The sequence below is a fragment of the Bacteroides clarus YIT 12056 genome, from assembly GCF_900129655.1.
GTDB classification, from domain to species: domain Bacteria; phylum Bacteroidota; class Bacteroidia; order Bacteroidales; family Bacteroidaceae; genus Bacteroides; species Bacteroides clarus.
Genome location: NZ_FQWK01000006.1, coordinates 254,321 through 278,032 on the forward strand (window position 1 = coordinate 254,321; position 23,712 = coordinate 278,032).

General features: G+C 47.4%; 17 protein-coding genes. 9 read left to right on the forward strand and 8 right to left on the reverse strand.

The genetic code is table 11. The annotated features are described in order from the left end of the window. The first annotated feature begins 187 nt into the window (after nucleotides 1–187). Nucleotides 188–622: a Fur family transcriptional regulator gene (locus tag BUB52_RS12675; RefSeq protein ID WP_009120583.1), complete on the forward strand. Its 435-nt coding sequence runs from the start codon at nucleotides 188–190 to the stop codon at nucleotides 620–622. Between the two features lie 26 nt (nucleotides 623–648). Beyond that, nucleotides 649–1,206: an NADH peroxidase gene (locus BUB52_RS12680; protein WP_009120582.1), complete on the forward strand. Its 558-nt coding sequence runs from the start codon at nucleotides 649–651 to the stop codon at nucleotides 1,204–1,206. A 152-nt stretch (nucleotides 1,207–1,358) separates the two neighbouring features. Here BUB52_RS12680 and BUB52_RS12685 read toward each other — a convergent pair whose 3' ends face one another. Both BUB52_RS12685 and BUB52_RS12690 read right to left on the reverse strand, forming a co-directional pair. Beyond that, the gene (locus tag BUB52_RS12685; RefSeq protein ID WP_009120581.1) at nucleotides 1,359–3,023 is read right to left on the reverse strand and encodes an OmpP1/FadL family transporter; all 1,665 of its coding nucleotides are present in this window, start codon (nucleotides 3,021–3,023) and stop codon (nucleotides 1,359–1,361) included. Nucleotides 3,024–3,055: 32 nt separating this feature from the next. Beyond that, a complete protein-coding gene (locus tag BUB52_RS12690; RefSeq protein WP_039950254.1) occupies nucleotides 3,056–4,393 on the reverse strand; it encodes a hypothetical protein in 1,338 nt (445 codons plus the stop codon). Nucleotides 4,394–4,597: 204 nt separating this feature from the next. Here BUB52_RS12690 and prmA point away from each other — a divergent pair, with 204 nt between their 5' ends. After that, nucleotides 4,598–5,440: a 50S ribosomal protein L11 methyltransferase gene (gene prmA, locus BUB52_RS12695; RefSeq protein ID WP_009120578.1), complete on the forward strand. Its 843-nt coding sequence runs from the start codon at nucleotides 4,598–4,600 to the stop codon at nucleotides 5,438–5,440. Nucleotides 5,441–5,564: 124 nt separating this feature from the next. On the opposite strand, the gene BUB52_RS12700 is transcribed toward prmA, so the two are convergent. The 5 genes from BUB52_RS12700 to BUB52_RS12720 all read right to left on the reverse strand — a co-directional run bounded on the left by BUB52_RS12700 (nucleotide 5,565) and on the right by BUB52_RS12720 (nucleotide 14,171). After that, nucleotides 5,565–6,434, reverse strand: coding sequence for a glycoside hydrolase family 25 protein (locus BUB52_RS12700; RefSeq protein ID WP_009120577.1), 870 nt, complete (start codon nucleotides 6,432–6,434; stop codon nucleotides 5,565–5,567). Nucleotides 6,435–6,559: 125 nt separating this feature from the next. Further along, nucleotides 6,560–8,206, reverse strand: a complete 1,647-nt coding sequence (locus BUB52_RS12705) for a diphosphate--fructose-6-phosphate 1-phosphotransferase (protein WP_009120576.1) — start codon at nucleotides 8,204–8,206, stop codon at nucleotides 6,560–6,562. A 181-nt stretch (nucleotides 8,207–8,387) separates the two neighbouring features. Then, nucleotides 8,388–9,767 (reverse strand): efflux transporter outer membrane subunit, encoded by a 1,380-nt coding sequence (locus BUB52_RS12710; protein ID WP_009120575.1) that lies wholly within the window; start codon nucleotides 9,765–9,767, stop codon nucleotides 8,388–8,390. Nucleotides 9,768–9,802: 35 nt separating this feature from the next. After that, nucleotides 9,803–12,913 (reverse strand): efflux RND transporter permease subunit, encoded by a 3,111-nt coding sequence (locus BUB52_RS12715; RefSeq protein WP_009120574.1) that lies wholly within the window; start codon nucleotides 12,911–12,913, stop codon nucleotides 9,803–9,805. 7 nt (nucleotides 12,914–12,920) lie between these two features. Continuing rightward, on the reverse strand, nucleotides 12,921–14,171 hold the full coding sequence (locus BUB52_RS12720) for an efflux RND transporter periplasmic adaptor subunit (RefSeq protein ID WP_009120573.1): 1,251 nt from the start codon (nucleotides 14,169–14,171) through the stop codon (nucleotides 12,921–12,923). A 303-nt stretch (nucleotides 14,172–14,474) separates the two neighbouring features. On the opposite strand from BUB52_RS12720, the gene BUB52_RS12725 reads away from it, so the two are divergent. From BUB52_RS12725 to BUB52_RS12735, 3 genes are read left to right on the forward strand one after another with little or no spacing between them, the layout of a single operon-like run. Further along, entirely contained in the window at nucleotides 14,475–14,744 is a 270-nt protein-coding gene (locus BUB52_RS12725; protein ID WP_009120572.1) for a hypothetical protein, read from the forward strand. Nucleotides 14,745–14,749: 5 nt separating this feature from the next. Next, complete coding sequence (locus BUB52_RS12730) at nucleotides 14,750–15,304, forward strand: 1-acyl-sn-glycerol-3-phosphate acyltransferase (protein WP_009120571.1); 555 nt, start codon at nucleotides 14,750–14,752, stop codon at nucleotides 15,302–15,304. Nucleotides 15,305–15,334: 30 nt separating this feature from the next. Next, nucleotides 15,335–16,174 (forward strand): amidohydrolase, encoded by an 840-nt coding sequence (locus BUB52_RS12735; RefSeq protein ID WP_009120570.1) that lies wholly within the window; start codon nucleotides 15,335–15,337, stop codon nucleotides 16,172–16,174. Here BUB52_RS12735 and BUB52_RS12740 read toward each other — a convergent pair. Next, entirely contained in the window at nucleotides 16,146–16,847 is a 702-nt protein-coding gene (locus tag BUB52_RS12740) for an SIMPL domain-containing protein (protein ID WP_009120569.1), read from the reverse strand. The genes BUB52_RS12735 and BUB52_RS12740 overlap by 29 nt on opposite strands. A gap of 478 nt (nucleotides 16,848–17,325) precedes the next feature. On the opposite strand from BUB52_RS12740, the gene nagA reads away from it, so the two are divergent. From nagA to BUB52_RS12755, 3 genes are all read left to right on the forward strand, one after another. Beyond that, complete coding sequence (gene nagA / locus BUB52_RS12745) at nucleotides 17,326–18,492, forward strand: N-acetylglucosamine-6-phosphate deacetylase (protein WP_009120568.1); 1,167 nt, start codon at nucleotides 17,326–17,328, stop codon at nucleotides 18,490–18,492. Nucleotides 18,493–18,593: 101 nt separating this feature from the next. Continuing rightward, a complete protein-coding gene (locus BUB52_RS12750) occupies nucleotides 18,594–20,585 on the forward strand; it encodes a glucosamine-6-phosphate deaminase (RefSeq protein WP_009120567.1) in 1,992 nt (663 codons plus the stop codon). 89 nt (nucleotides 20,586–20,674) lie between these two features. Then, nucleotides 20,675–23,602: a golvesin C-terminal-like domain-containing protein gene (locus BUB52_RS12755; protein ID WP_039950190.1), complete on the forward strand. Its 2,928-nt coding sequence runs from the start codon at nucleotides 20,675–20,677 to the stop codon at nucleotides 23,600–23,602. The last annotated feature ends 110 nt before the right edge of the window (nucleotides 23,603–23,712 follow it).

A 23,712-nucleotide genomic window follows, 5' to 3' on the forward strand; every position in this document is an offset into this window, starting at 1 on the left:
CAATTAATATTAGGGCACAAAAATACGGCAATTTATCAATAAACACAAAATAATCAGCTTTTTCGCTTTACACTGTTACAATTCTGTATAAAAAAAATCTCTAATTTCTTTTGGATAAATCAAAGAAGTACCTATCTTTGCAAGAGAATTAAAAATGTAATTGTTACAAGTTTGAATTACAGATGATATGGATGTAATAAAGCGATTGCAAAATCATAATATCAAACCGTCAGTACAGCGCATAGCCATTATGAACTATCTGATGGAGCATTGTACGCATCCCACGGTGGACGAGATTTATACGGCGCTTTCCCCTTCCATTCCTACATTGTCTAAAACAACTGTCTACAACACTTTAAAGTTACTCAGTGAGCAAGGTGCTGCACAGACATTGACAATTGACGAACGAAATACCTGCTATGATGCGGATACCACTCCTCACGCCCATTTTTTGTGCAAGCATTGCGGAAAAATATATGATTTGGAATGCAACGCCAACATCAGACAGGTAGAGGAGATGGATATGGGCGGGCACGAAGTGCAAGAAATCCATTATTATTATAAAGGTATTTGCAAAAACTGTTTAGAAAACGAACAATTAACCAAAATAACGAATAACTAATTCAACTAATTAAAATCTGAAGTAAAATGAAAAAGTTTAGATGTACTGTCTGCGGTTACGTATATGAAGGAGACGCAGCTCCTGAGAAATGTCCTTTGTGTAAAGCTCCTGCAAGCAAATTCGTTGAAGTAGAAGAAGCGCAGGAAGGCGGTCCGTTGGTTTTTGCCGACGAGCACGTTATCGGCGTAGCCAAAGGATGTGACGATGAAATGATTAAGGATTTGAACAACCACTTCATGGGTGAATGTACTGAAGTAGGTATGTATCTTGCTATGAGCCGTCAGGCAGACCGTGAAGGTTATCCCGAAGTAGCTGAAGCTTTCAAGCGTTACGCATGGGAAGAAGCAGAACACGCTTCTAAGTTTGCTGAATTGCTGGGCGACTGCGTATGGGATACTAAAACCAACCTCGAAAAGAGAATGAACGCCGAATCAGGCGCTTGCGAAGACAAGAAACGCATCGCTACCCGCGCTAAAGCATTGAATCTGGATGCTATCCATGATACTGTTCATGAAATGGCTAAGGACGAAGCTCGTCACGGTAAAGGTTTCGAAGGCCTGTACAACCGCTATTTCAAGAAATAATCCGAAATACAGATATATAAAAAAGGACTTGCAGATTTTGCAAGTCCTTTTTTATGCACAGAAATCCCCGCTACGGAATCATAGCGGGGATTTCTTCATACCCTAAGGTATTGCAATGAAAGGTTATTTTGCTCTGAAAAACAATGTTTTTTTTAGAAACGCAAGCCCAGTGTCAACAATACTTGACTACGGGTGTTCTTTACTTTCGTTACAGCGGGAGTACCCTGAAGTACTCTATACTCCACTCCGTTTTCCACTTCGCGCTCCATTTCCACGAACGGATAGAAATTCTCTTTATAAGAAGAGAACTTATATGCCAAATCCGCATAGAACATAGAACCACGGTAACCTATACCCAAAGTATAGTTGCTCAACGCCTTTGTATTGGCAAAATCCGTATCGGTCTGAATGGAATTTAAGGGCAGGTCTTTATAAGCATCATTATTAAAAATGGCAGTGCTATAATTATATCCCGCACGCAAAGCAAATTGAGGAATCACCTTATACTCCGCGCCTAAGCGAATCGTACTTACACCTTTCATCATGGGCGTGGTACTGTTTTCGTATTCGAAAAGATCGGAAAAACCGTCATCCGGATTCTTAAACTTCATGGACGAGTAGTCCTCGTATTCATATTCCGCACCCAGCGCCCAACTATTGCCTATCGTATATCCCAAACTGACATTGTATGTCCACGGAGTTTGAAGACGGAATTGGCGAATCATATCACCGTTAATCATATCAGGAGTATAAATATCATACTGCTCGATATTTCCACTTACCTCATTACGTACGTCCGCCTGTACCAAAGCGCTTGTCTTATAATCCAAGCTATAGAAAGTAGGAGTATGAACAGCCAAACCTATACGTAACGGAGAATATTCGAACGGGCGGACAATGGCTCCGAATTTAAAATCGAATCCCGAACCCTGTATTCTATTCCAGGAAGTCAGATTATATCCCTGACCGGCGTAATCTCCCGTATAATTCTCATCATAGAAAGTATATTTATTATAATCTATGGCATAAGCTCCGATAGTCAAACCCAGATATACACGGTCGTTTATATTAAAGGAAACATTAAAATCGTATTGTTCGATACCGCCACGTTCTTCCGAACGGAAAGTGGCATCGCCATTCTCATACATCCCATAATAAAAACCGGGCATCTCATAAAGCGGCGTACCGTCACTGTTCTTTATCTGATTTCCATCTTCATCTTTATATGGCATACCCGTATTATCTGTTGTCAGATTAGAAATCAGCCAACTGTCATAGCCCAAAATGGACAGCCAACCTACATTATCGTCATTATAAGGATGACTTCCCCAGCTTTCGATACCTCTGGCTTGTTCTGCCATTTGGAAGGTTTGGGAGTATGCTCCCAAGTTACCGCCCATTGACATATTCTTATAAAAAGATTTAGCCTTATGGTAATTAAAACCGAAATTCACATAACGCAAGGCTGTGGCATTACCTATCTTTGAAGAGAGTACAAAGCCCGCATTATCAAAGGAAGCCCTTGTTTTATCTGAATTTATTTTACTTCCCATATAGTTACTTTCCGTACCATAAGAAGAAAAACTGAATGACATCATCGCATCATTACTACGGTAAATGCCTATACCCGCAGGGTTTGTCCCGATAGTGGAAATATCACCGCCCAACGCTCCCATGGCACCACCCATACCTACAAAACGCGCCGTTCCATTCAAATCCTTATTCGCTATCTTAGCAGCATCGTACACAGTCTGCGCACTCACCGGGACTGCTGCAGCCAGCAACCCCCAAGCAGCCAAAGTTATTATCTTCTTCATATCCTTTTAATCTTTTTCTATTAATACTATACCTATCTTCTTCTTGAAGAACCGCCACCTCCGCCACCGGACGAACGAGTGGAACCGCCACCGCTACTGCCGCTGGAATAACTGCGTGAACCGCTACTGCTACCCGAAGAAAAACTCCGGGTTGAAGAATTGTTTTGTACGGGCGTATAAGAACGACGGCTGCTGCTTCCCGTAGAATAGTTACGGGGCGCCGATGTGGAACTGCCACGATTATAAGTGGAAGAACTTCCGCTGCCTGAACGCCTTACTCCGGTAGAATTTACACTGCTGCCGCGAGATACGCCTGTAGAAGCAGAGGAACCCACACGTGTACTGCTTGGGCGGGTATATGCGCTACGTCTTGTAGAAGAGGCATCCGTACGTGTAGTTACTCCGCTACGTGTCCCGGATGAACGCGTACCTACCACACGCCTTGTTGTCGTTGCGCCGCTTTGCGCATTCCGTCTGTAAGACGAAGTACCCGAAGAACGGACAGTAGAGCTTGAACCGCCACGAGTCACGCTCGAACCCGACCTGCGGACCGCAGAAGAGGAAGAAGGATTTCTATAACTGCTTGTTCCCGAAGAACGACGGTAGGTATACGTATTGCGCGGGTAATACCCCCCACCCCAGTGTCCGCCACCGGGATAATATCCGGAATGATAATGGTGGTGATGTCCCCACCAACCGCCGCCATACCAGCCGCCCCATCCTACACTCCAGCCAAAGCCCCAGCTTGGACCATACCAACTGTTCCAACCCCAGCCATAATAGGGATAACCACCCCAACCGTAAGAGTTATAGCGCCAATCCCACCACAGGCGGTTGGTAAACGTCGGGAATGCATACGCATACAATCCATCCGTATATACGTTCCAGTCCCATGAGTTCAGGCCATAGACCACATCCCAATAAAGCGGACTGCCGATACTGATGGCATAACGAGGATTGCGGAAACGGATAATACGCGTAGCATATTCATAATCATCTTCCGAACCGTCAAAACCGTTTACCCATTCTCCGTCCAGACCATCATCTTCCTTTTCGTCTACATAAAGCGTATCATTCTCTTGTGAAAAGTCATAGTCTTTAGAATCATAGCGGCGATTATACTCGTCTACATCACGGATATTCCCTTTACGGTCTTTCACTACAATTGTCGTGTTGCCCGGCGACGCATAAACCGTAGTCGGCGCATTCGTCTTTACTACAACCGCATCGGCAGCCGGAGTTTTTTTCTTCTCCGTCTTTTCTTCTTTTTTCTTGGAAGGAACGTAGTAAAGGTCGTCATCTATACTTTGAGCCGAAAGCACCCATGGAAGGCACAAAGCAAAAAGCGATAAAAAAACAATCTTTTTCATATTCATTTGGTTTACGGGTTTACAATTCCATACTTTTCCACGTCACAAAGATAACGCAGGGATTTACCCCATACAGAAGATTTTCCCCAAAGATTTATAGGGATTTCCCTAAATGCACCTATCTTTGTATCCAAAACAAATATACGCAGAAATAGGTTTCTCTCCTATGTCTGCCTTTTGCATTTAACAAACAATCATATTCCAATGAAATATTTAGAATTTGCTTTTCATACCACTCCTTGTACGGAAGTCGTCAACGATGTTTTATCGGCAGTGTTGGGTGAAGTAGGCTTTGAGAGTTTTGTAGAGCAAGCTGACGGCATCGCGGCCTACATTCAAAAGGATTTATACAGTGAGAATGCCCTCAAAGAAGCTCTTGCCAATTTTCCTCTGCCCGATACACAGGTGGAATATACTTATCAGGAAGCGGAAGACAAAGACTGGAATGAGGAATGGGAGAAGAATTTCTTCCAACCCATTATCATTGGCGACCGCTGTGTCATTCACAGCACCTTTCACCACGACATTCCTCAAGCAGAATACGATATCGTCATTAACCCGCAAATGGCATTCGGTACAGGCCATCATGAAACGACCAGCCTCATTATCGGTGAATTGCTGGACAACAATCTGCAAGGCAAATCCTTGCTTGACATGGGATGCGGAACATCCATTCTCGCCATACTGGCACGTATGCGCGGCGCCGTACCCTGTACAGCTATCGACATAGACGAATGGTGCGTACGCAACTCACTCGAGAACATAGAATTAAACGGTGTAGACCGCATTTCCGTTTTTCAAGGAGACGCTTCCGCACTGAAAGGCAAAGGACCTTTTGATGTAATTATCGCCAACATCAACCGTAATATCCTGCTGAACGACATGAAGCAATATGTTAGCTGCATGCACCCGGGTTCGGAACTATACATGAGCGGTTTTTATGTGGACGACATCCCTGTAATACAAGCCGAAGCGGAACGTAACGGACTGCATTTCGTACATCATAAGGAGAAGAATCGTTGGGCTGCGGTAAAGTTTGTATCATAACAAACAGGTAAACGGGAGAAAGCGGAAAGTTAACTTCAGAAGCCTCATGATGTTAACTAAGCAGATGTAAGGAAGTTAACTTAGTAAACGATAACAAGTTAACTTCTTGCATCCATGAAGTTAACTATCGCAAAGTCATGCCAAGCAATTCTTCTAATGTACCGTTAAATACATTCAAATCGACTTCTTCTTCAATACCGGGGACATCACCCACATCGGTGTGCTGCCAGAAATGCCATTTACCCTCGTATTTTACGGAATCGACGTAATAGTGGGCTATCCAGTAAGGATAAGAATTAAATATGGAATCGTTGAGGTAACGTTTCTTGAATTTGTAAGAAGTGTAAAGAATCGGCTTTACTCCATAATGCGCCTCTACCCTGTCGAGCCATGTTTTAACGGCAAGTTTCAGTTCTTGCGGTGACTTCTTTCCCGTAGTTTCCACATCAAGAACAGGCGGAAGATCCCCCTTTGACAATTGTACGGTGCTAATAAAGAAATCAGCCTGCTTATGCGCATCCGTCTTAGGCAGAAAATAGTGATAAGCCCCCCGGATAAAACCGTGTTTCCGTGCCTGACCAAAATTCTCGGTAAAGTTCTCATCGCCATAATCACCGCCTTCGGTGGCTTTCATAAAGATAAAGTGTATGGGAAATTTCGCTTCTTTATTATGGAGAAGCTTATCCCAGTCTATAATACCCTGATAGTGGGAAATATCAATGCCATGCACTTCGTAATTGCAAGGCATACATACTCCATAGCCTTTCAGCCCGTAACAGGGTTTCCAACGATAAGCGTAAGGACGGATAAAGAACCAATAAAATCCGGCGGAAAATATTGCAATAATACAAAAAGCCAACAAATTGCGTACCCATACAGGCATGGTACGAGATACCGCCTGTTTCTTTTTCCGGGAAGAAGCGATGCCGCGAGAAGCAGGCTTACGACGAGAGGCAGGTTTGTGGCGAGCCACAGTATCGGTTTTAGCAGGCATATGCGCGTAGTATAAAATTCAGGCACGAATTACACACATATCACGGATTATATTTTATTCTTTCTCCGTGAAATCCGCGCAATCCGTGCCTAAAAAATCAATATCGGGTTCTTAAGGAACTTCAATTATTTACCTTGTTCCAGTTGCAAAGTCTTGGTAGGCTGGTCACAAACTTCCGTAGGACCGAAGTACTGGATAGGACCCGGATAAACATAGTCTGTTTCCACAGCCCAACGGTCACGCTGAGCAGCGAACGCCTTGAAAGGAGCGCCATCGAGTTTCACCAGAGCCTTTTGGATAACAGGCTTCATTTCACCATGACGACGTTCCATGTTCATCATCATTGTGATAGGTACACCGCCTGCAATCCAATCTTCGGCGGGAGCGGTCGTGTTGCGTACGGAAGACATATAACCGGTCTTGCCGTTAGCAATCAGTGCGGATGCCGCGTAACCCAAAGAGTAGCAGTAATCGGCATCGAAATTAGACGGAGCGGCGCAACGTCCTTCGTAACCGAAGAAGTGGTGCTGTGCAGCAAATTTACCTACGTATTTACCTTCTTCTTTCCACTGAGCCAATTTAGCGGCTACCATTTCAGACAACAGCTTCTCTGTTTCGATGAGCGATACCTGTACGTTTCCATGCGGGTCACGGTCTAACGACAACTGACGTGCAACGCCTTCAGGAAGGCTTGCATAGATAGCGGCATTTTCCGGAGACAGTTTGCGGATGATATAATCGCGTTGGTGTGATTTCTTAATTTGAGAGAATTCTTCAGCATTGGCAGCCAAGAAGTCATTCAGTTCGGCAATAAGACGTTTCATAGCCGGAATGAACTCAACCAGACCTTCGGGGATAAGAACCGTACCGAAGTTATTGCCCTGTGCGGCACGATTAGCCACTACCTGAGCGATGCCGGTTACGATATCATCCAAAGACATATCCTTAGCTTCCACTTCTTCGGAGATAATACAGATATTAGGCTGTACCTGCAATGCGCATTCCAAAGCGATATGAGAAGCGGAACGTCCCATCAGTTTGATGAAGTGCCAGTACTTGCGTGCAGAATTACAGTCACGTTGGATGTTACCGATTACTTCAGAATACGTCTTGCAAGCCGTATCGAATCCGAAAGAAGTTTCAATCATTTCGTTCTTCAAGTCACCGTCGATAGTTTTCGGACAGCCGATAACCTGTACGCCGCAATTCTTGGCAGCATAATACTCAGCCAATACGCAGGCATTTGTATTAGAGTCGTCACCACCGATGATAACCAGCGCTTTAATGTTCAGTTCTTTCAAGATTTCCAAACCTTTTTCAAACTGCTCTTCTTTTTCCAACTTTGTACGACCTGAACCGATAATATCAAAACCACCGGTATTGCGATATTCATCAATGATATCAGCAGTCAGTTCCATATAATTATGGTCTACCAAACCACCGGGGCCGAGGATGAAACCATACAGTTTACTGTCTTTGTTCAACTTCTTGATACCGTCAAAAATACCGGAAATCACATTGTGACCACCGGGAGCCTGACCGCCGGAGAGGATAACACCCACATTCATAGCGGGGAAGTTAGCAGCCTCATCGGTAGTTTCGAACTTAATCAAAGGCATTCCGTAAGTGTTAGGGAACAATTTTTTGATATCTTCCTGATCGGCAACCGACTGAGTAGCCGCACCAGCCACTGCTTTTACAGTACCTTTCAGCCCTTTCGGAAGTTTGGGCTGATAGGCAGCCCTTGCAATTTGCAATGCACTTTTAGTCATTTCTCTTCAATATTTAAAGGTGTTAATAAAGTTTCGTTTAAAAGCGTCGCAAATTTCGCTCTTTTCCGCAAGAAATGCAAACCGAAAAGGGAAATAATTAAAAGTGAGCGCTAAAACAAAACAAGAGTACTCCCACAACCAGCAAGAGCACTCTTGGTTTCTATCGTAGACAGTTTACGGTTTATTCCTCTATCTGCCAGCCTCCGCCCAGCGCCTTATAAACATTTACTACTGCTATCAGTTCATCACGGATGGCATTGCTGACGCCGATTTGCGCATCAAAGTATCCACGTTGGGCATCGAGAACATCCATATAATTAATGACACCGTTAATATATTGCAACTGCGCTAAATCCACGTACGTTTTGGCTGAACGTTCCAACTTGAGACACAACTGATACACTTCCTTTATTTTGTTGAAATCCACTATCGCGTTCTTAGCTTCCTTGAAAGCGTTCAGCACCGACTTCTCATAGCTATGTACTTCGGCTTCAAAGGAAGCCTTCTGCGCTTTTAACGCGGCCCGGTTCTTTCCCCAATTGAAAAGCGGCGTCAGTACCGCACCATTCAGCAATGAATAAGGAGATTGAAGGAAGTTGGACAGGACATCACTCTCCAAACCGAACTGACCGGTAAGCGAAATACGGGGAAACATATTGGTATAAGCTACCTTTACACGGGCATGTTCCGCTATAAGTTGCTGTTCTGCAGCACGAATGTCGGGACGGCGCTCCAATAAATCGGACGGCAAGCCTACGGGCAAAGATTCCGGCACATCCAGTTCCTGTAAGAAACGGCTACGTTCGATACGCGTAGGAAACTCCCCGGCAAGAAAGGCGATGTCATTCTCCTTTATGGAAATCTTGCGTTCCAAATCCGGAACAAGCGTAGCGGTACGCGCCAACTCCACCTGTGCCTGTTGATAGGAAGTCTCCGAAGTCAGTCCGCCCTCAAAACGGATTCTTGCGAGACGCACGCCTTCCTCACGGGCTTTCTGCGTTTGACGGACAATCTCCAATTCGGTATCAAGCGCCACCAGTTCATAATACGCCTGCGCCACTTCGGAAACAATCGTCATTCGCAGGGCACGCTGTGCCTCCACACTTTGCAGATAGTCGGCAACCGCAGCGACTTTCTTCCAACGCAGATTCCCCCAAAGGTCAAGTTCCCACGACAAAAGTGCCTTGGCCTCATAGCTGTTTCCTACATCACGGCTATGACCGCCATAGTTCTCAACTTCACGTTCCGCCCCTATCTTTCCATTCAACTGAGGCAGCAGATTGGCTACACTGATACGTTTCTGCGCCGCCATTTCCTTTACACGGGCCGCAGCTATGAGCATATCCTTGTTATACTCCAACGCACGGGCTATCAAACTGCGTAAGGTGTGATCGGTATAAACCGCCTGCCACTGCTCATCGGCAATGCTGATACTGTCCTGCTGTTGCGCCAGACTGTCGGGCAACGCCATTTCGGGGCGTACATAGCTCTTACCTACCTTACACGATGCAAAAAGAACCGAGGTGAGCAACAGAAGTATATATATATTTTTTCTCTTCATAAGTATGTAATCAGAATTCGTTTACAATATAATCATCAGTCTTTCTTGATTTTGTGCTGCACTTTCGCCTTTGCCTTATAAATCAGGACAAAGAAGAACGGTACAAGTACAATACCGAATACAATGGCAAAAATCATTCCGAAGAAAACTCCCGTACCGATTGCCTGACGGCTTGCAGACCCCGGTCCGCTTGCCAGTACCATGGGAAGCATACCCAGCACGAAAGCAAGGGAAGTCATCAAGATAGGACGGAAACGAAGTTGGGCGGCATGAATGGCCGACTGCACCAAGTCTCCCCCGTTATCTACCTGCACCTTTGCAAACTCTACGATAAGGATGGCATTCTTCGCCGCAAGTCCCACGAGCATTACCAAACCAATCTGGAAGTAGATATCATTCTCCAACCCACAGACGGCAACACCCAAATAAGCTCCTAAAGCGGCTACCGGCAAAGAAAGCAATACTGCGATAGGCACTGTCCAGCTTTCGTACTGCGCAGCGAGGAAAAGGAACACAAAGAGGAACACCAGCGTCAGTACCAATCCGGTTTGCCCGCCGGCTTGCTTCTCCTGATAGGAAAGTCCGCTCCACTCGATACCGATGTTATCCGGCAAATGCTCACGCGCTATCTGTTCCATAATCTCCATCGCCTGGCCGGAACTGTAACCCTGCGCAGCCGAACCGCGAATAACGGCAGTGGTAAACATGTTGAAACGTTTGATACTACCCGGGCCTGTGGTATAGGATGCATTACCCAACGAGGTCAACGGAACCATTGCGCCGTTGGCGGCCTTTACAAAGAACAGGTTAATGTTCTCCTTATGCTCACGATACGGAGCTTCCGCCTGGATATACACCTTATATATACGGTTGAACATATTGAAGTCGTTTACATATACGGAACCTGTATAGGCTTTCATCGTGGAGAACACATCCGCCAACGGCACACCCAGCATCTTCACCTTGTCACGGTCCACATCAAAATAGAGTTGCGGAATCTCGGATTGCAGAGAAGAAGAAAGTCCCGTCAGTTCCTTATGCTTCTGCGCATAATACATCAACGTATCCGCTGCCTGTACCAGATTGTCAAAGGTAGCCTCACCGCGAGCTTCGAGTTGCATTTCAAAACCGCCGGATGTTCCCAATCCCGGAATCACAGGCGGAGTGGAAAGATAGACTTTACATTCGGGATATTCCGTCAGGTCCTTTTCCACCTTCTCCATTATTTCGTTAATGGTAGTATTCTTGCGGTCTTCCCAAGGTTTCAAGATAACGGTCAGTTCACTGCGTGCCTGATTGCTTCCTACACGCGGGCTGCTACCCGTTACGTTCTGCACATAAGCCACATACGGGTTCTTTTCCAGATACTTCACCGCACGATCGGTCACTATACGGGTACGCTCCAGTGTAGCGCCTTCCGGCAGTTCCAGCTCCACCTTAAAGTATCCCTGGTCTTCGGCCGGCAAGAAGCTGGTCGGTATCAAACGGTGAATAATGAAGATAGCGATCAGCACCATGCCGAATGCGCTCATCAAGCGTCTGGGATGTTTGATTACACGGCTGATGACGCCTATGTATTTATGATTGCTGATATTCAGCCATTCATTAATCTTACGGAACACGATATTCTTTTTCTTTCCGCTACCGGGTTTCAGGATAAGCGAGCACATCACAGGACTGAGCGTCAGCGCCACAACCGTAGAAAGCAATACGGATACCGCAATAGTGATGGTAAACTGGCGATATAACTGCCCGGTGATACCGCTTAGGAAACTCACCGGAACGAATACGGCGCAGAGCACCAATGAAGTGGCAATCAAAGCGCCCGTCAAACCGCTCATAGCCTTCTTGGTGGCCTCATAGGGCGAGAGTTTTTCCGTCTCCATTAAATGTTCCACATTCTCCACCACCACAATGGCATCATCCACCACGATACCGATAGCGAGAATCAATCCCAGCAAAGTCAGGATATTCAGCGAGAAGCCGAAAATCAGCATGAAGCCGAAAGTACCGATCAAGGATATGGGTACCGCGACAACGGGAATCAAAGTGGCACGCCAGCTCTGCAACGAGAGGAACACCACCAATACCACAAGAATCAACGCCTCGAACAATGTTTTATATACCTCGTGAATAGACTCCGAAATATAAGTAGTCATATCAAACGGTATCTCGTAGCTCATTCCTTCGGGGAAATTCGCGCTGATTTCTTCCATAGCCTTCTTCACGTTGTCCGCCACTTCCATGGCATTGGCTCCCGGAAGCATATAGATGCCGAGAACGGCTGCGTTTTCGCCATTGATACCGCTTTCCGTACTGTAAGAAGAGGCTTCGAGCGATACGCGCGCCACATCGCGGAGACGGATGATAGACCCGTTGGCATTGGCACGGACCACAATATCCTCAAATTGTTTAGCGGAACTCAGACGGCCTTGCGTCGTAATAGGAATGGTGATGTCGAGGCCTTGCACCGGCTGTTGTCCCAATACGCCGGCAGCCGACTCACGGTTCTGGTCCTTCAATGCGTTCTGCAAGTCCTGCACGGTCAGACCGAAGTTCGCCAACTTGTCCGGCATAGCCCAAATCTGCATGGCATAGTAACGGCTTCCGATATTGGACACACGGCCCACACCGGGAATACGGCGCAAGAGGTCGAGCACGTTGATGGTAGCAAAATTACTCAGATAGATTTCATCGAACTTCGGGTCACTGGAAGTCAGGCAGATGGTCATTAACTGGCTGGGCGCCTGCTTCTCCACCGAGATACCGTTTTGGATAACCTCGGCAGGCAGACGGTTTTCCGCCAGCTTCACACGGTTCTGAATTTCTACGGCAGCCAAATCGGGGTCGGCAGACACATCAAAAGTCACCGTTGCCGAAAAGCCGCCGGAGTTTGAACTGTTGGACTCCATGTACAACATGCCCGGAGTACCGTTTATTTCCTGTTCGATAGGAGTCGCCACCGCTTGCGATACGGTCAGCGCGCTTGCTCCCGGATAGGATGCGCTGATTTTCACGACGGGCGGCGTTATCTGCGGATATTGATCCACCGGAAGCATCGTCAGACCGATGATACCGACAATTACAATCACAATCGATATCACCGCCGAGAATACCGGGCGGTCTATAAAGAAACTTACTTTCATACTGTCATTACTTTGAGAGGTTGTTATCCTTTGCTTTATTCTCGGAAACGGCTTTCTTGTTCAGGGAATCTGCCGGCTGTTCTTCTTCCTCTTTTGGAACCGCCGCCTGCGCACGCACTTTCATACCCGGAGTGAGTTTGTGGAAACCTTCCGTCACTACTTGCTCGCCCGCCACCAGTCCGCGCTCAACAACCATATTGTTGCCAAACTCCGGTCCCAGTTCGATGAAACGTTTCTCAACCGTAGAATCGCGGCGCATCACATAAATATAAGCGCCGCCCTTTTCAATGGTAACCGCCTTTTGGGGGACCGCTACCGCACCTTCGCGCACATCCAGCAGCAGCTTCACTTTCGTAAACTGTCCCGGCAGCAAGACCCTGTTCGGATTGGGCATCTCGGCGCGAACGGAGAATGTACCCGTTTGCGGGTCGACTTGCGGTTCGGCAAAGTCTACATAACCTTTATAGGGATAGACAGTGTTATCAGCCAAAGTAATCGTAATATTGGGTTGCCAGGAACGGGTAGAATCCTGACGGCCTATCTCGATATTGCGTTCCTTGCTTTTAAGGTAATCCAATGCGGTCATACTGAAGTCCACCAATACGGTATCGCTCTTCACCACGGTAGCGAGCAACGATTTGGCTCCCGGACCTACCAATGTTCCCAAGTCCACGTTTCTTTCACTGATATGTCCCGACAAGGGGGAACGCACGATTGTATACCCCAGTTCCAGTTCCGCCTGATCCAAATCGGCCTGGCTCATGGAAACGGAAGCCTCGGCGGTTTCATAAGCGGCCTGCGCATTATCCAAATCCAATTGGCTGGCGGCATTCTGCGCATACAAAGGGCGAATACGCTCCAGGTCACGTTTGGCCTTCAACGCCTGCGCCTCGTCTTTCTTCAACTGCGCGCGGGCCTTATCAGCCTTTGCACGGTACTGGTCCTGATTGATGACAAACAAGACTTGATTCTTTGTTACATACTTACCTTCGGCGAAAAGCATACTCTCCAGGTATCCCTCTACGCGCGCACGAACTTCTACAAACTGCTGCGCGCGAATACGGCCTACATATTCGCCAAAAATTTCCACATCACCAACTTCGGCAGGCTCCACAATCACAGTGGGCGCTTCCGGCTGAACTTTCTTCGGCCAGGTCAATATCAGATAACCGGCAAGCAGTACCGCCATACAGGCTATCATCATTATTACCCTTTTCTTTCTCAGCTTTAATTCTCTTTTCGTAAAAAATAGTCTCATGCTTGTTTGTTTATTAAAATTAACCCTGTTTCTCTTTTCAAAGCAAACGCGATGCCAAAACACAACAAAGGCTATATTTGTTATATAATAGTTTAGTTATCAGCTATAAGCATACGCATAAAGTATCCCCGTCACATTCATCTTCCACACTTGCATTGTAGAAAATCTCCACAAATGTAGAATTATTCTACGAACTACTTCTCATTAAAAACACATAAAATCCCATTTTTCCTCTCCAGTCATTGAGAAAAACACTATCTTTACCGAAAATAATTCAATTTATTCACATAAAAAGTAAAGATTATGGCAAGTAGAAAAGTATTGAAGAAGAACGTCAACTATATCGCCGGTGAGTTATTCACCGAATGTCTTGTGAACAGTCTGTATGTACCCGGAACAGACAAGAAGAAAGCCGACGAGCTAATGAGTGAGATTCTGAAAATGCAAGATGAATTCATCAGCCGCATCAGCCACACCGAACCGGGAAATGTAAAAGGTTACTACAAAAAATTCCGTTCTGATTTTAACGCAAAAGTAGACGAAATCATTGAAGCTATCGGCAAACTTAAATAATAAGAATGAAGAAAAGACTATATAGTTTTATCTATTATCGCCTGTTAGGCTGGAAAACAAATGTAACAGTGCCCAACTATGACAAATGCATCATCTGCGCGGCACCGCATACATCCAACTGGGATTTATTTATCGGCAAACTGTTTTACGGCGCCATCGGACGGAAGACCAGCTTCATGATGAAAAAAGAGTGGTTTTTCTTTCCTTTGGGATTGATATTCAAAGCCGTCGGCGGAATACCGGTAGACCGGAGCCGGAATACTTCCTTGGTAGACCAGATGGCCAACAAATTTGCCGAAAGCAAACAGTTCCATTTGGCCATCACCCCGGAAGGAACGCGTAAACCCAACCCTAACTGGAAAAAGGGATTTTACTTCATTGCATTGAAAGCGCAAGTTCCCATCATGCTCATCGGTATAGATTATCCTTCCAAGACCATAACTTCCACCAAGGCAATAATGCCGACGGGAGATTTTGAAAAGGATATGCATGAGATAAAACTCTATTTCAAGGACTTTCATGGAAAGATTCCCGAGAACTTCTCAATCGGAACGATTTAAAAAAACGGTTTCCGACAACCGTTCGTCACAATGAACCGACTACGTGTCAGTATCCTGCAAACGGATATTGCTTGGGAAAATAAACAAGACAATCTCCGTCGTCTTCGCGAAAAGCTGGAAACACTTCGCGGAGCGGCGGAGATTGTTGTTTTGCCGGAGACTTTTTCTACCGGATTCAGCATGAATACCGATAAACTGGCGGAACCGGTAACGGGCGACACCATCACCACGCTGCGCCAATGGGCGTCTGAATACCGGATAGCCATCGCCGGAAGCTACATTTCCTGCGAAGAAAACTCCGTTTCATCCGAAGATAATCCATTATCCCGCGAATATCCCGCCTATTACAACCGCGCCTTTTTCCTCACTCCCGAAGGAGAAGCCTATTTTTACGACAAGCGGCACTTGTTCCGCATGGGCAACGAAACGGAACATTTCACGGCGGGCAATCGCCGTACCGTAATCCCTTACCGGGGCTGGAACATACTGTTGCTCGTCTGCTACGACCTTCGTTTCCCCGTATGGAGCAGGAATGTAAACAACGGATACGACCTGTTGATTTACGTCGCCAACTGGCCTGTACCCCGGCGAAAAGTCTGGGACGTTCTTTTGCAAGCGCGTGCGCTGGAGAACATAAGTTACGTCTGCGGCGTAAACCGTGTCGGTAAAGACGGTAATCGATTCCCTTACGACGGCGGCAGCGCAATCTACTCATATAAGGGCGAACTGATGGCTCAGGTACCCGACAATGAAGAAGGGACAGCCACCGTACCCCTCGAACTTTCCGCGCTGCAAGCATTCAGAAACAAGTTTCCCGCATGGAAAGATGCGGATTCTTTCACTATCGTTTCAGATAATAGTTCACGGTAGTCACTACGCGTATGCTCTTAATATAAGGTGTATTGGCATCTCTGTCCGAAATGGAGAATTGTCCCTGCGAAGCATTCCGTATCTTACCCAGACTGCTGTCCGAGTCTTTCGCAAACTTCTCGGCTGCGGCACGGGCATTCTTCGTAGCTTCTTCTATCATTTGCGGTTTCACGTCATTCAAGCCCGTAAACTCGTATACCACGTTATAGCGGTAATCGCCCCCGCTGATGGCAATACCCTGTTTCAGCAGCTCGGCTTGTTCCGACATCAACTTCCGCACCTTGTCTACATTCTTTGAAGTGACCGTAATGACCGATGTGGCATTGTACCGATAAGCTATATCACGGTTTCCGTAACGTTCGGCCTGCATGTCTATCACTTCGGGCGGAGCAATGCTGATTTCTTCTTTAGCGATGCCGTTACTTTCCAGAAACTTTACAATAACTTTGTTCTTCTGCTCCATATTGGCATAAAGCAAAGACGGGTCGTTCCCGATATCCTTATACATCAAAGGCCATATTACCTTATCGGCGGGGACTTCCATCTCAGCCAGCCCTTTTACGCTGACAATACGCTCCTTATCTATAAAATCGTTTATACCCCATTTTATTACCACTCCCAACAAAACCATACCGACAGCAATAATGGCGGCTTCTGCTTTCCATGTTTTCATAATCAATCGTTTTTATTATTAATGCGAATCAAGAGTTAATAATAGAGTAACCTAAGGCTGAAAGGCTTAGAATTTGTCTAATCAGTTAATTATCTAATCTGTTAATCATCTAATCAGTTTAATCAATTTAATTATCTAATCAATTTAATCATCTAATCGGTTTAATTGCTCAATCATACTTAGCTATTTGCTGTTTAAACTCCTGATTCGTCTTATTAAGGAGTGACAACTCCCTCTAACTCTCTTTAATTCCTATTTTCTTCAAAGTAACGAAATTAAAGTTTTCACTGACCATCATCCCGATTAAAAGATATTAAATAGGTATTTCTTTAAACATTACGCATCAAATTTTAGAGTATTTAATGAAAATACCTAAATGCATGGAGTGCATCTTACCCAAAAAGTAGTTATTTTTGTCCTTTGAAACGATGTCTGACGACTGAAACAATTAATTTATTAACACTAACCCCTAAATCCTATGTTGACTCAACTTATCAACGCACGCATCCTGACCCCGCAAGGTTGGCTCAAGGATGGTTCCGTACTCATCAGAGACGGGAAAATTTTAGAAGTAACCAATTGCGACCTTGCCGTTATCGGCGCACAACTGATTGATGTAAAAGGAATGTATGTACTGCCCGGCGGTGTAGAAATCCATGCACATGGCGGCGGCGGACGCGACTTTATGGAATGTACCGAAGACGCTTTTCGCGGTGCCGTAAAAACTCACATGAAATACGGAACCACCAGCATATTCCCCACCCTGTCCTCTTCTACCGTACCGATGATTGAACAGGCGGCAGAGACTTGTACGAAGATGATGGCGGAAAAAGACAGCCCGATACTGGGTCTGCACCTCGAAGGCCACTATCTGAACATGGCGATGGCCGGCGGACAGATGCCCGAGAACATCAAGAACCCCGATCCCAACGAATATATCCCCATCGTAGAAAACTGGCACTGCATCAAGCGTTGGGACGCCGCTCCTGAATTACCCGGAGCCATGCAGTTCGGTAAATACATCACCGGAAAAGGCATCTTGGCCTCGGTAGCCCATACCCAAGCCGAATTTGAAGATATACGCACCGCCTATGAAGCCGGATATACGCATGCCACGCACTTCTACAACGCGATGCCCGGATTCCATAAACGCCGTGAATATAAATACGAAGGTACCGTGGAGAGCATCTACCTCATGGACGACATGACCGTGGAAGTAGTGGCCGACGGTATCCACGTACCACCCACAATCCTGCGCCTGGTCTACAAGATAAAAGGCGTGGAACGGATGTGCGCCATCACCGATGCTCTGGCATGTGCCGCCAGCGACAGCAAGGAAGCTTTCGACCCGCGTGTCATCATTGAGGACGGCGTATGCAAGCTGGCCGACCACTCCGCCCTTGCCGGCAGCGTGGCAACGATGGACCGCCTGATACGCACAATGGTACAGAAGGCCGACATACCATTGGCGGACGCCGTGCGTATGGTGTCCGAAACACCGGCTCGCATTATGGGCGTATACGACCGTAAGGGTTCGCTCCAGAAAGGAAAAGACGCCGACATTATCGTAATGGACGAAGATTTGAAAATCAGAGCGGTATGGGCAATGGGCAAATTAGTGCCTGAAACCGATACTTTATCATAAAATTTATTTCAACATAATGCGAATGAACTTTGTTTTTCGTATTTTTGTTAAGTTTTGAACAAGCGAACAGCTTTAATCATTTATTAATAACCAATTATTGTATGAAAACCAATCTTAGTTCTCAAATTACTCTGAACAGAGTATCCCCCAGGTACTATCGACCTGAGAACGCTTTCGAGCGATCGGTACTGACACGTCTCGAAAAAATTCCGACAGACATTTACGAGTCTCCCGAAGAAGGAGCCAACCAGATTGCTTTGGATATCGCACAAGTGATTCGTGACAAGCAGAAAGCCGGACGTTTCTGCGTATTGGCGCTGGCCGGCGGTAACTCGCCGCGCAATGTCTATTCAGCCCTCGTGCGTATGCATAAGGAAGAAGGACTGAGTTTCCGCAATGTAGTGGTATTCAACCTGTACGAATATTATCCGCTGGCTTCGGACGCAGTCAACAGCAACCTCAACGCATTGAAGGAAATGCTGCTCGACCACGTGGACATTGACATGCAGAACGTATTCAGCCCCAACGGTACTATCGCCAAAGACACCATTTTCGAATATTGCCGCTTGTACGAGCAACGCATCGAAAGCTTCGGCGGTATCGACGTAGCCGTATTGGGTATCGGACGTGTCGGCAACATCGGTTTCAACGAACCGGGTTCGCGCCTGAACTCCACCACCCGTTTGATTTTGCTGGACAGCGACTCACGCAACGAAGCGTCCAAGATGTTCGGAAGCATTGAAAGCACTCCGGTAAGCTCCATTACAATGGGTGTAGCCACAATTCTCTCGGCCAAGAAAGTATATTTGCTGGCATGGGGTGAAGAAAAGGCCAAAATGGTAAAAGAGTGTGTAGAAGGCAACGTAACAGATACAATCCCCGCATCTTACCTGCAAACGCACAACAATGCCCATATCGCCATCGACCTTTCGGCAGCCGCCAACCTGACACGTATCCAACGTCCCTGGCTGGTAACTTCCTGCGAATGGAACGACAAGCTGATTCGCAGCGCCATCGTCTGGTTGTGCCAACTGACCGGAAAACCGATTCTGAAGCTGACCAACAAAGACTACAACGAAAACGGTTTGAGCGAACTGCTTGCCCTTTACGGCTCTGCATACAACGTAAATATCAAGATTTTCAACGACCTGCAGCATACCATCACCGGTTGGCCGGGCGGCAAGCCGAACGCAGACGACACCTATCGTCCCGAACGCGCTAAACCGTATCCCAAACGTGTCGTTGTATTCTCTCCGCACCCGGATGATGACGTCATCTCTATGGGCGGTACTATCCGCCGTCTGGTAGAGCAGAAACATGACGTGCATGTGGCATACGAGACTTCCGGTAACATTGCCGTAGGCGATGAAGAAGTAATCCGCTTCCTGCACTTCATCAACGGCTTCAACCAGCTCTTCAACAACAGCGAAGACCAGGTCATCAACGAGAAATACACCGAAATCCGCAACTATCTGAAAGATAAGAAAGACGGCGATATGGATACCCGCGATATCCTGACCATCAAAGGGCTGATTCGTCGCGGCGAAGCGCGTACGGCATGTACTTATAACAATATCCCGTTGGATCACTGCCACTTCCTCGACCTGCCGTTCTATGAAACGGGTAAGATTCAGAAGAACCCTATCAGCGAAGCCGACGTGGAAATCGTACGCAACCTGTTGCGCGAAGTGAAACCCCACCAAATCTTTGTTGCCGGTGACCTTGCCGACCCGCACGGAACACACCGTGTTTGTACGGATGCCGTATTTGCCGCTATCGACCTTGAAAAGGAAGAAGGCGCCAAATGGCTGAAAGACTGCCGCATCTGGATGTACCGCGGCGCATGGGCAGAGTGGGAAATTGAAAACATCGAAATGGCGGTGCCCATCAGTCCCGAGGAATTGCGCGCCAAACGTAACTCTATCCTGAAGCACCAAAGCCAGATGGAAAGCGCACCGTTCCTCGGTAACGACGAGCGCCTGTTCTGGCAACGCAGTGAAGACCGCAACCGCGGTACAGCCGCACTGTACGACAGCTTGGGTCTGGCATCTTACGAAGCCATGGAAGCATTCGTAGAATACATTCCGCTGTAAATGTTTACTAAATAGCGATAAGAGAGTGGGAAGCGATGAACTTCCCACTCTTTTTTTGTGTATTTTTGTACGGTACTTAACTATTGAATATGAGAAAGCTATATTTATCCATACTGCTCCTGTCGGCAGGAGTTACTTCCCTCTTTTCACAAGAAATAGAACAGGCCGTCCGGGAGCGGTTACAAACCTTCTTTCAAGCATATGCCCCTGCCGATGTCAATATCGGTACATGCCGGCTCGACAGCGTACGCGTAGACTTCCGCCGAAAAACCATCAGCATCTACGCCGATGATAAATTCTCCTACCAGCCCTTCCGGCCTGAAACGGTGGAAAAGACTTACCGGGACATCAAGAAGATACTCCCCGGCCCCGTTACCTATTTCGACATCACCGTCTTTACCGGCGGACGTTCCATCGGCGACCTTATCCCCAACGCATACAGAAACGGAAAGAAAGATAAAAACCGCCTGTTTACGGATATACATTACAAAGGCGCCCCTTGGGTGACCCGCGCATCCCGCCCCTTTGAAATAACCCGGGGACTGGAAGGACGGCACATCGCCCTGTGGCAAAGTCACGGAAGGTACTACATCAACAGCAAGGACAAATGGGGCTGGCAGCGTCCCCGCCTGTTCTGTACCTCCGAAGACCAATTCACGCAATCGTTCATCCTCCCCTACCTCATCCCGATGCTGGAAAATGCGGGAGCCAACGTATTCACCCCTCGCGAACGCGACACGCAGAAACGGGAAATCATCGTAGACAACGACGGCAACCGGAACGGTACAAACTCCCTCTATCTCGAAGTGAAAAGCAGGAAAGCACGTTGGGAAAAGACCTCTCTGCCGGGATTTGCACAGCGGAAGCGCATCTATGCGGAAGGAGAAAACCCTTTCCTTGACGGCACGGCACGCTTCGCGCAGACCGAAAAGAAGAAAAACAAAGCCTTCGCCGAGTGGGTTCCCGATATTCCGGAAACCGGAGAATACGCCGTATACGTTTCCTATCAGAGCCTGCCGAACAGCGTGAGCGATGCCAAATACCTCGTATTCCACAACGGCGGTGTCACAGAGTTTAAAGTTAACCAGCGCATTGGCGGCGGCACATGGGTATACCTCGGTACTTTTACTTTCGACAAAGGAAGCAATGACTACGGTATGGTGGTATTGAGCAATGAAAGCCGGGAGAAAGGAGTGGTATGCGCCGATGCCGTACGTTTCGGCGGCGGCATGGGCAACATTGCGCGCGGCGGCAAAACCAGCGGTCTGCCCCGCTATCTGGAAGGCGCCCGTTACTCCGCGCAATGGGCGGGTATGCCCTATCCCGTATATGCCGGATACAAAGGCAAGGACGACCTCTCCGACGACATCAATGTACGTTCGCGTGCCATCAACTATCTGTCGGGCGGCTCCGTATTCAATCCCGGCGAACAGGGATTGGGAGTACCGTTTGAAATGAGCATGGCACTGCACAGCGATGCCGGCTTCAAGACCGACGACCGGATCGTAGGAACACTCGGCATCTATACCACCGATTTCAATAACGGCGAATTGGCGGCGGGAACAGACCGTTACGCCTCGCGCGACCTTGCCGACCTGTTCCTCACCCGCTTGCGGCAAGACATCCGTTCCATTTTCAATACGGACTGGACACGCCGCAGCATGTGGAACCGCAATTACAGCGAAACCCGCCTACCCGCCGTTCCTTCCGCAATCGTGGAGATTCTCTCGCACCAGAACTTTGCGGACATGCGTTTGGGACACGACCCCAATTTCAAGTTCACGGCCAGCCGCGCCCTGTACAAATCCATCCTGCAATATATCTGCACGCAGCATAAGAAAGAATACGTTGTGCAGCCCTTGCCCGTCAGCAATTTCGCCATCCGCTTCGGCAAGAAGAAAAATACGCTGGAGCTTTCCTGGAAAGGAGTGAACGACCCACTGGAACCCACCGCCACACCCCGCGAATACATTGTCTACACACGTATCGGACGGGGCGGATTTGACAACGGCGTACGTGTAAACAATCCGTTCCATACCGTAAAGATAGAACCGGGCATCGTCTATTCTTTCAAAGTAACGGCAGTGAACCGGGGTGGAGAAAGCTTCCCGTCCGAAATCCTCGCGGCCTACAAGTCCGAACACGAAAAGGCGCGTGTACTTATCATCAACGGCTTCGACCGCATCAGTGGTCCCGCTGTGGTAAACACGCCCGACGAAGCGGGATTTGACATGGTTCAAGACCCCGGCGTACCTTATCTATACGATATATCCCTCTGCGGCATCCAGCAGAACTTCAACCGTAAAGAAGCCGGAAAACGTTTGGGAGAAAGCGGCAATGAATATGAAGGCATGAAAATAGCCGGGAACACCTTCGACTACCCCTTTATGCATGGCAAAGCCATACAGGCGGCAGGCGGCTACAGCTTCACTTCATGCAGTGACGAAGCTGTGGAAAGCGGCAGTGTGGCATTGGAAGACTATCCGATAGCAGACTATATTCTGGGATTGGAAAAAGCGGACGGCAACCTGTCACGGACAGCCTATTACAAAACTTTCTCCTCGCCCATGCAGCGCGCCTTGGCAGCCTACTGCCGGTCGGGCGGCAACCTGTTGGTCAGCGGCGCCTACATAGGCAGCGACATGAACGATTCGCAAGGCAACCGGGAATTTACCCAAAACGTCCTGAAATACCGCTTCGGTAACAGTTTACAGACATCCGGCGGGCAAATCGGCATACAAGGCTTGGGGCGCAGCCTCAGCATCCCCCGTCTGCCCAACGAGCAGGCCTATCCCGTAACGGCCCCCGACTGTATCCTGCCTATGGCAACCGCTTTTCCAGTCATGACCTATGCAGACGGGAACCAACCGGCCGCCATAGCCTATAAAGGTAACGACTACCGTACTTTCGTCATGTCATTTCCCTTTGAAAGCATTCGGGAAGAAGCAAACAGAACAGCGGTTATGGCATCCATACTGCACTTCTTTACGGCAGATAATACGGGTATGAACAGATAATAACGACAATCTTGATAAATAATCTGTGGAAATATGCATAATCTGTGGTGAAAAACTTATCTTTGCTTTTACAGAAAACATCGATTACTAAACATTAATCATTAAAACAT

Bases quoted from the DNA above. Each gene is read 5' to 3' on its own strand.
- BUB52_RS12675 (WP_009120583.1), top strand. From the start codon at position 188: ATGGATGTAATAAAGCGATTGCAAAATCATAATATCAAACCGTCAGTA.
- BUB52_RS12680 (WP_009120582.1), top strand. From the start codon at position 649: ATGAAAAAGTTTAGATGTACTGTCTGCGGTTACGTATATGAAGGAGAC.
- BUB52_RS12685 (WP_009120581.1), bottom strand. From the start codon at position 3,023: ATGAAGAAGATAATAACTTTGGCTGCTTGGGGGTTGCTGGCTGCAGCA.
- BUB52_RS12690 (WP_039950254.1), bottom strand. From the start codon at position 4,393: ATGAAAAAGATTGTTTTTTTATCGCTTTTTGCTTTGTGCCTTCCATGG.
- prmA (WP_009120578.1), top strand. From the start codon at position 4,598: ATGAAATATTTAGAATTTGCTTTTCATACCACTCCTTGTACGGAAGTC.
- BUB52_RS12700 (WP_009120577.1), bottom strand. From the start codon at position 6,434: ATGCCTGCTAAAACCGATACTGTGGCTCGCCACAAACCTGCCTCTCGT.
- BUB52_RS12705 (WP_009120576.1), bottom strand. From the start codon at position 8,206: ATGACTAAAAGTGCATTGCAAATTGCAAGGGCTGCCTATCAGCCCAAA.
- BUB52_RS12710 (WP_009120575.1), bottom strand. From the start codon at position 9,767: ATGAAGAGAAAAAATATATATATACTTCTGTTGCTCACCTCGGTTCTT.
- BUB52_RS12715 (WP_009120574.1), bottom strand. From the start codon at position 12,913: ATGAAAGTAAGTTTCTTTATAGACCGCCCGGTATTCTCGGCGGTGATA.
- BUB52_RS12720 (WP_009120573.1), bottom strand. From the start codon at position 14,171: ATGAGACTATTTTTTACGAAAAGAGAATTAAAGCTGAGAAAGAAAAGG.
- BUB52_RS12725 (WP_009120572.1), top strand. From the start codon at position 14,475: ATGGCAAGTAGAAAAGTATTGAAGAAGAACGTCAACTATATCGCCGGT.
- BUB52_RS12730 (WP_009120571.1), top strand. From the start codon at position 14,750: ATGAAGAAAAGACTATATAGTTTTATCTATTATCGCCTGTTAGGCTGG.
- BUB52_RS12735 (WP_009120570.1), top strand. From the start codon at position 15,335: ATGAACCGACTACGTGTCAGTATCCTGCAAACGGATATTGCTTGGGAA.
- BUB52_RS12740 (WP_009120569.1), bottom strand. From the start codon at position 16,847: ATGAAAACATGGAAAGCAGAAGCCGCCATTATTGCTGTCGGTATGGTT.
- nagA (WP_009120568.1), top strand. From the start codon at position 17,326: ATGTTGACTCAACTTATCAACGCACGCATCCTGACCCCGCAAGGTTGG.
- BUB52_RS12750 (WP_009120567.1), top strand. From the start codon at position 18,594: ATGAAAACCAATCTTAGTTCTCAAATTACTCTGAACAGAGTATCCCCC.
- BUB52_RS12755 (WP_039950190.1), top strand. From the start codon at position 20,675: ATGAGAAAGCTATATTTATCCATACTGCTCCTGTCGGCAGGAGTTACT.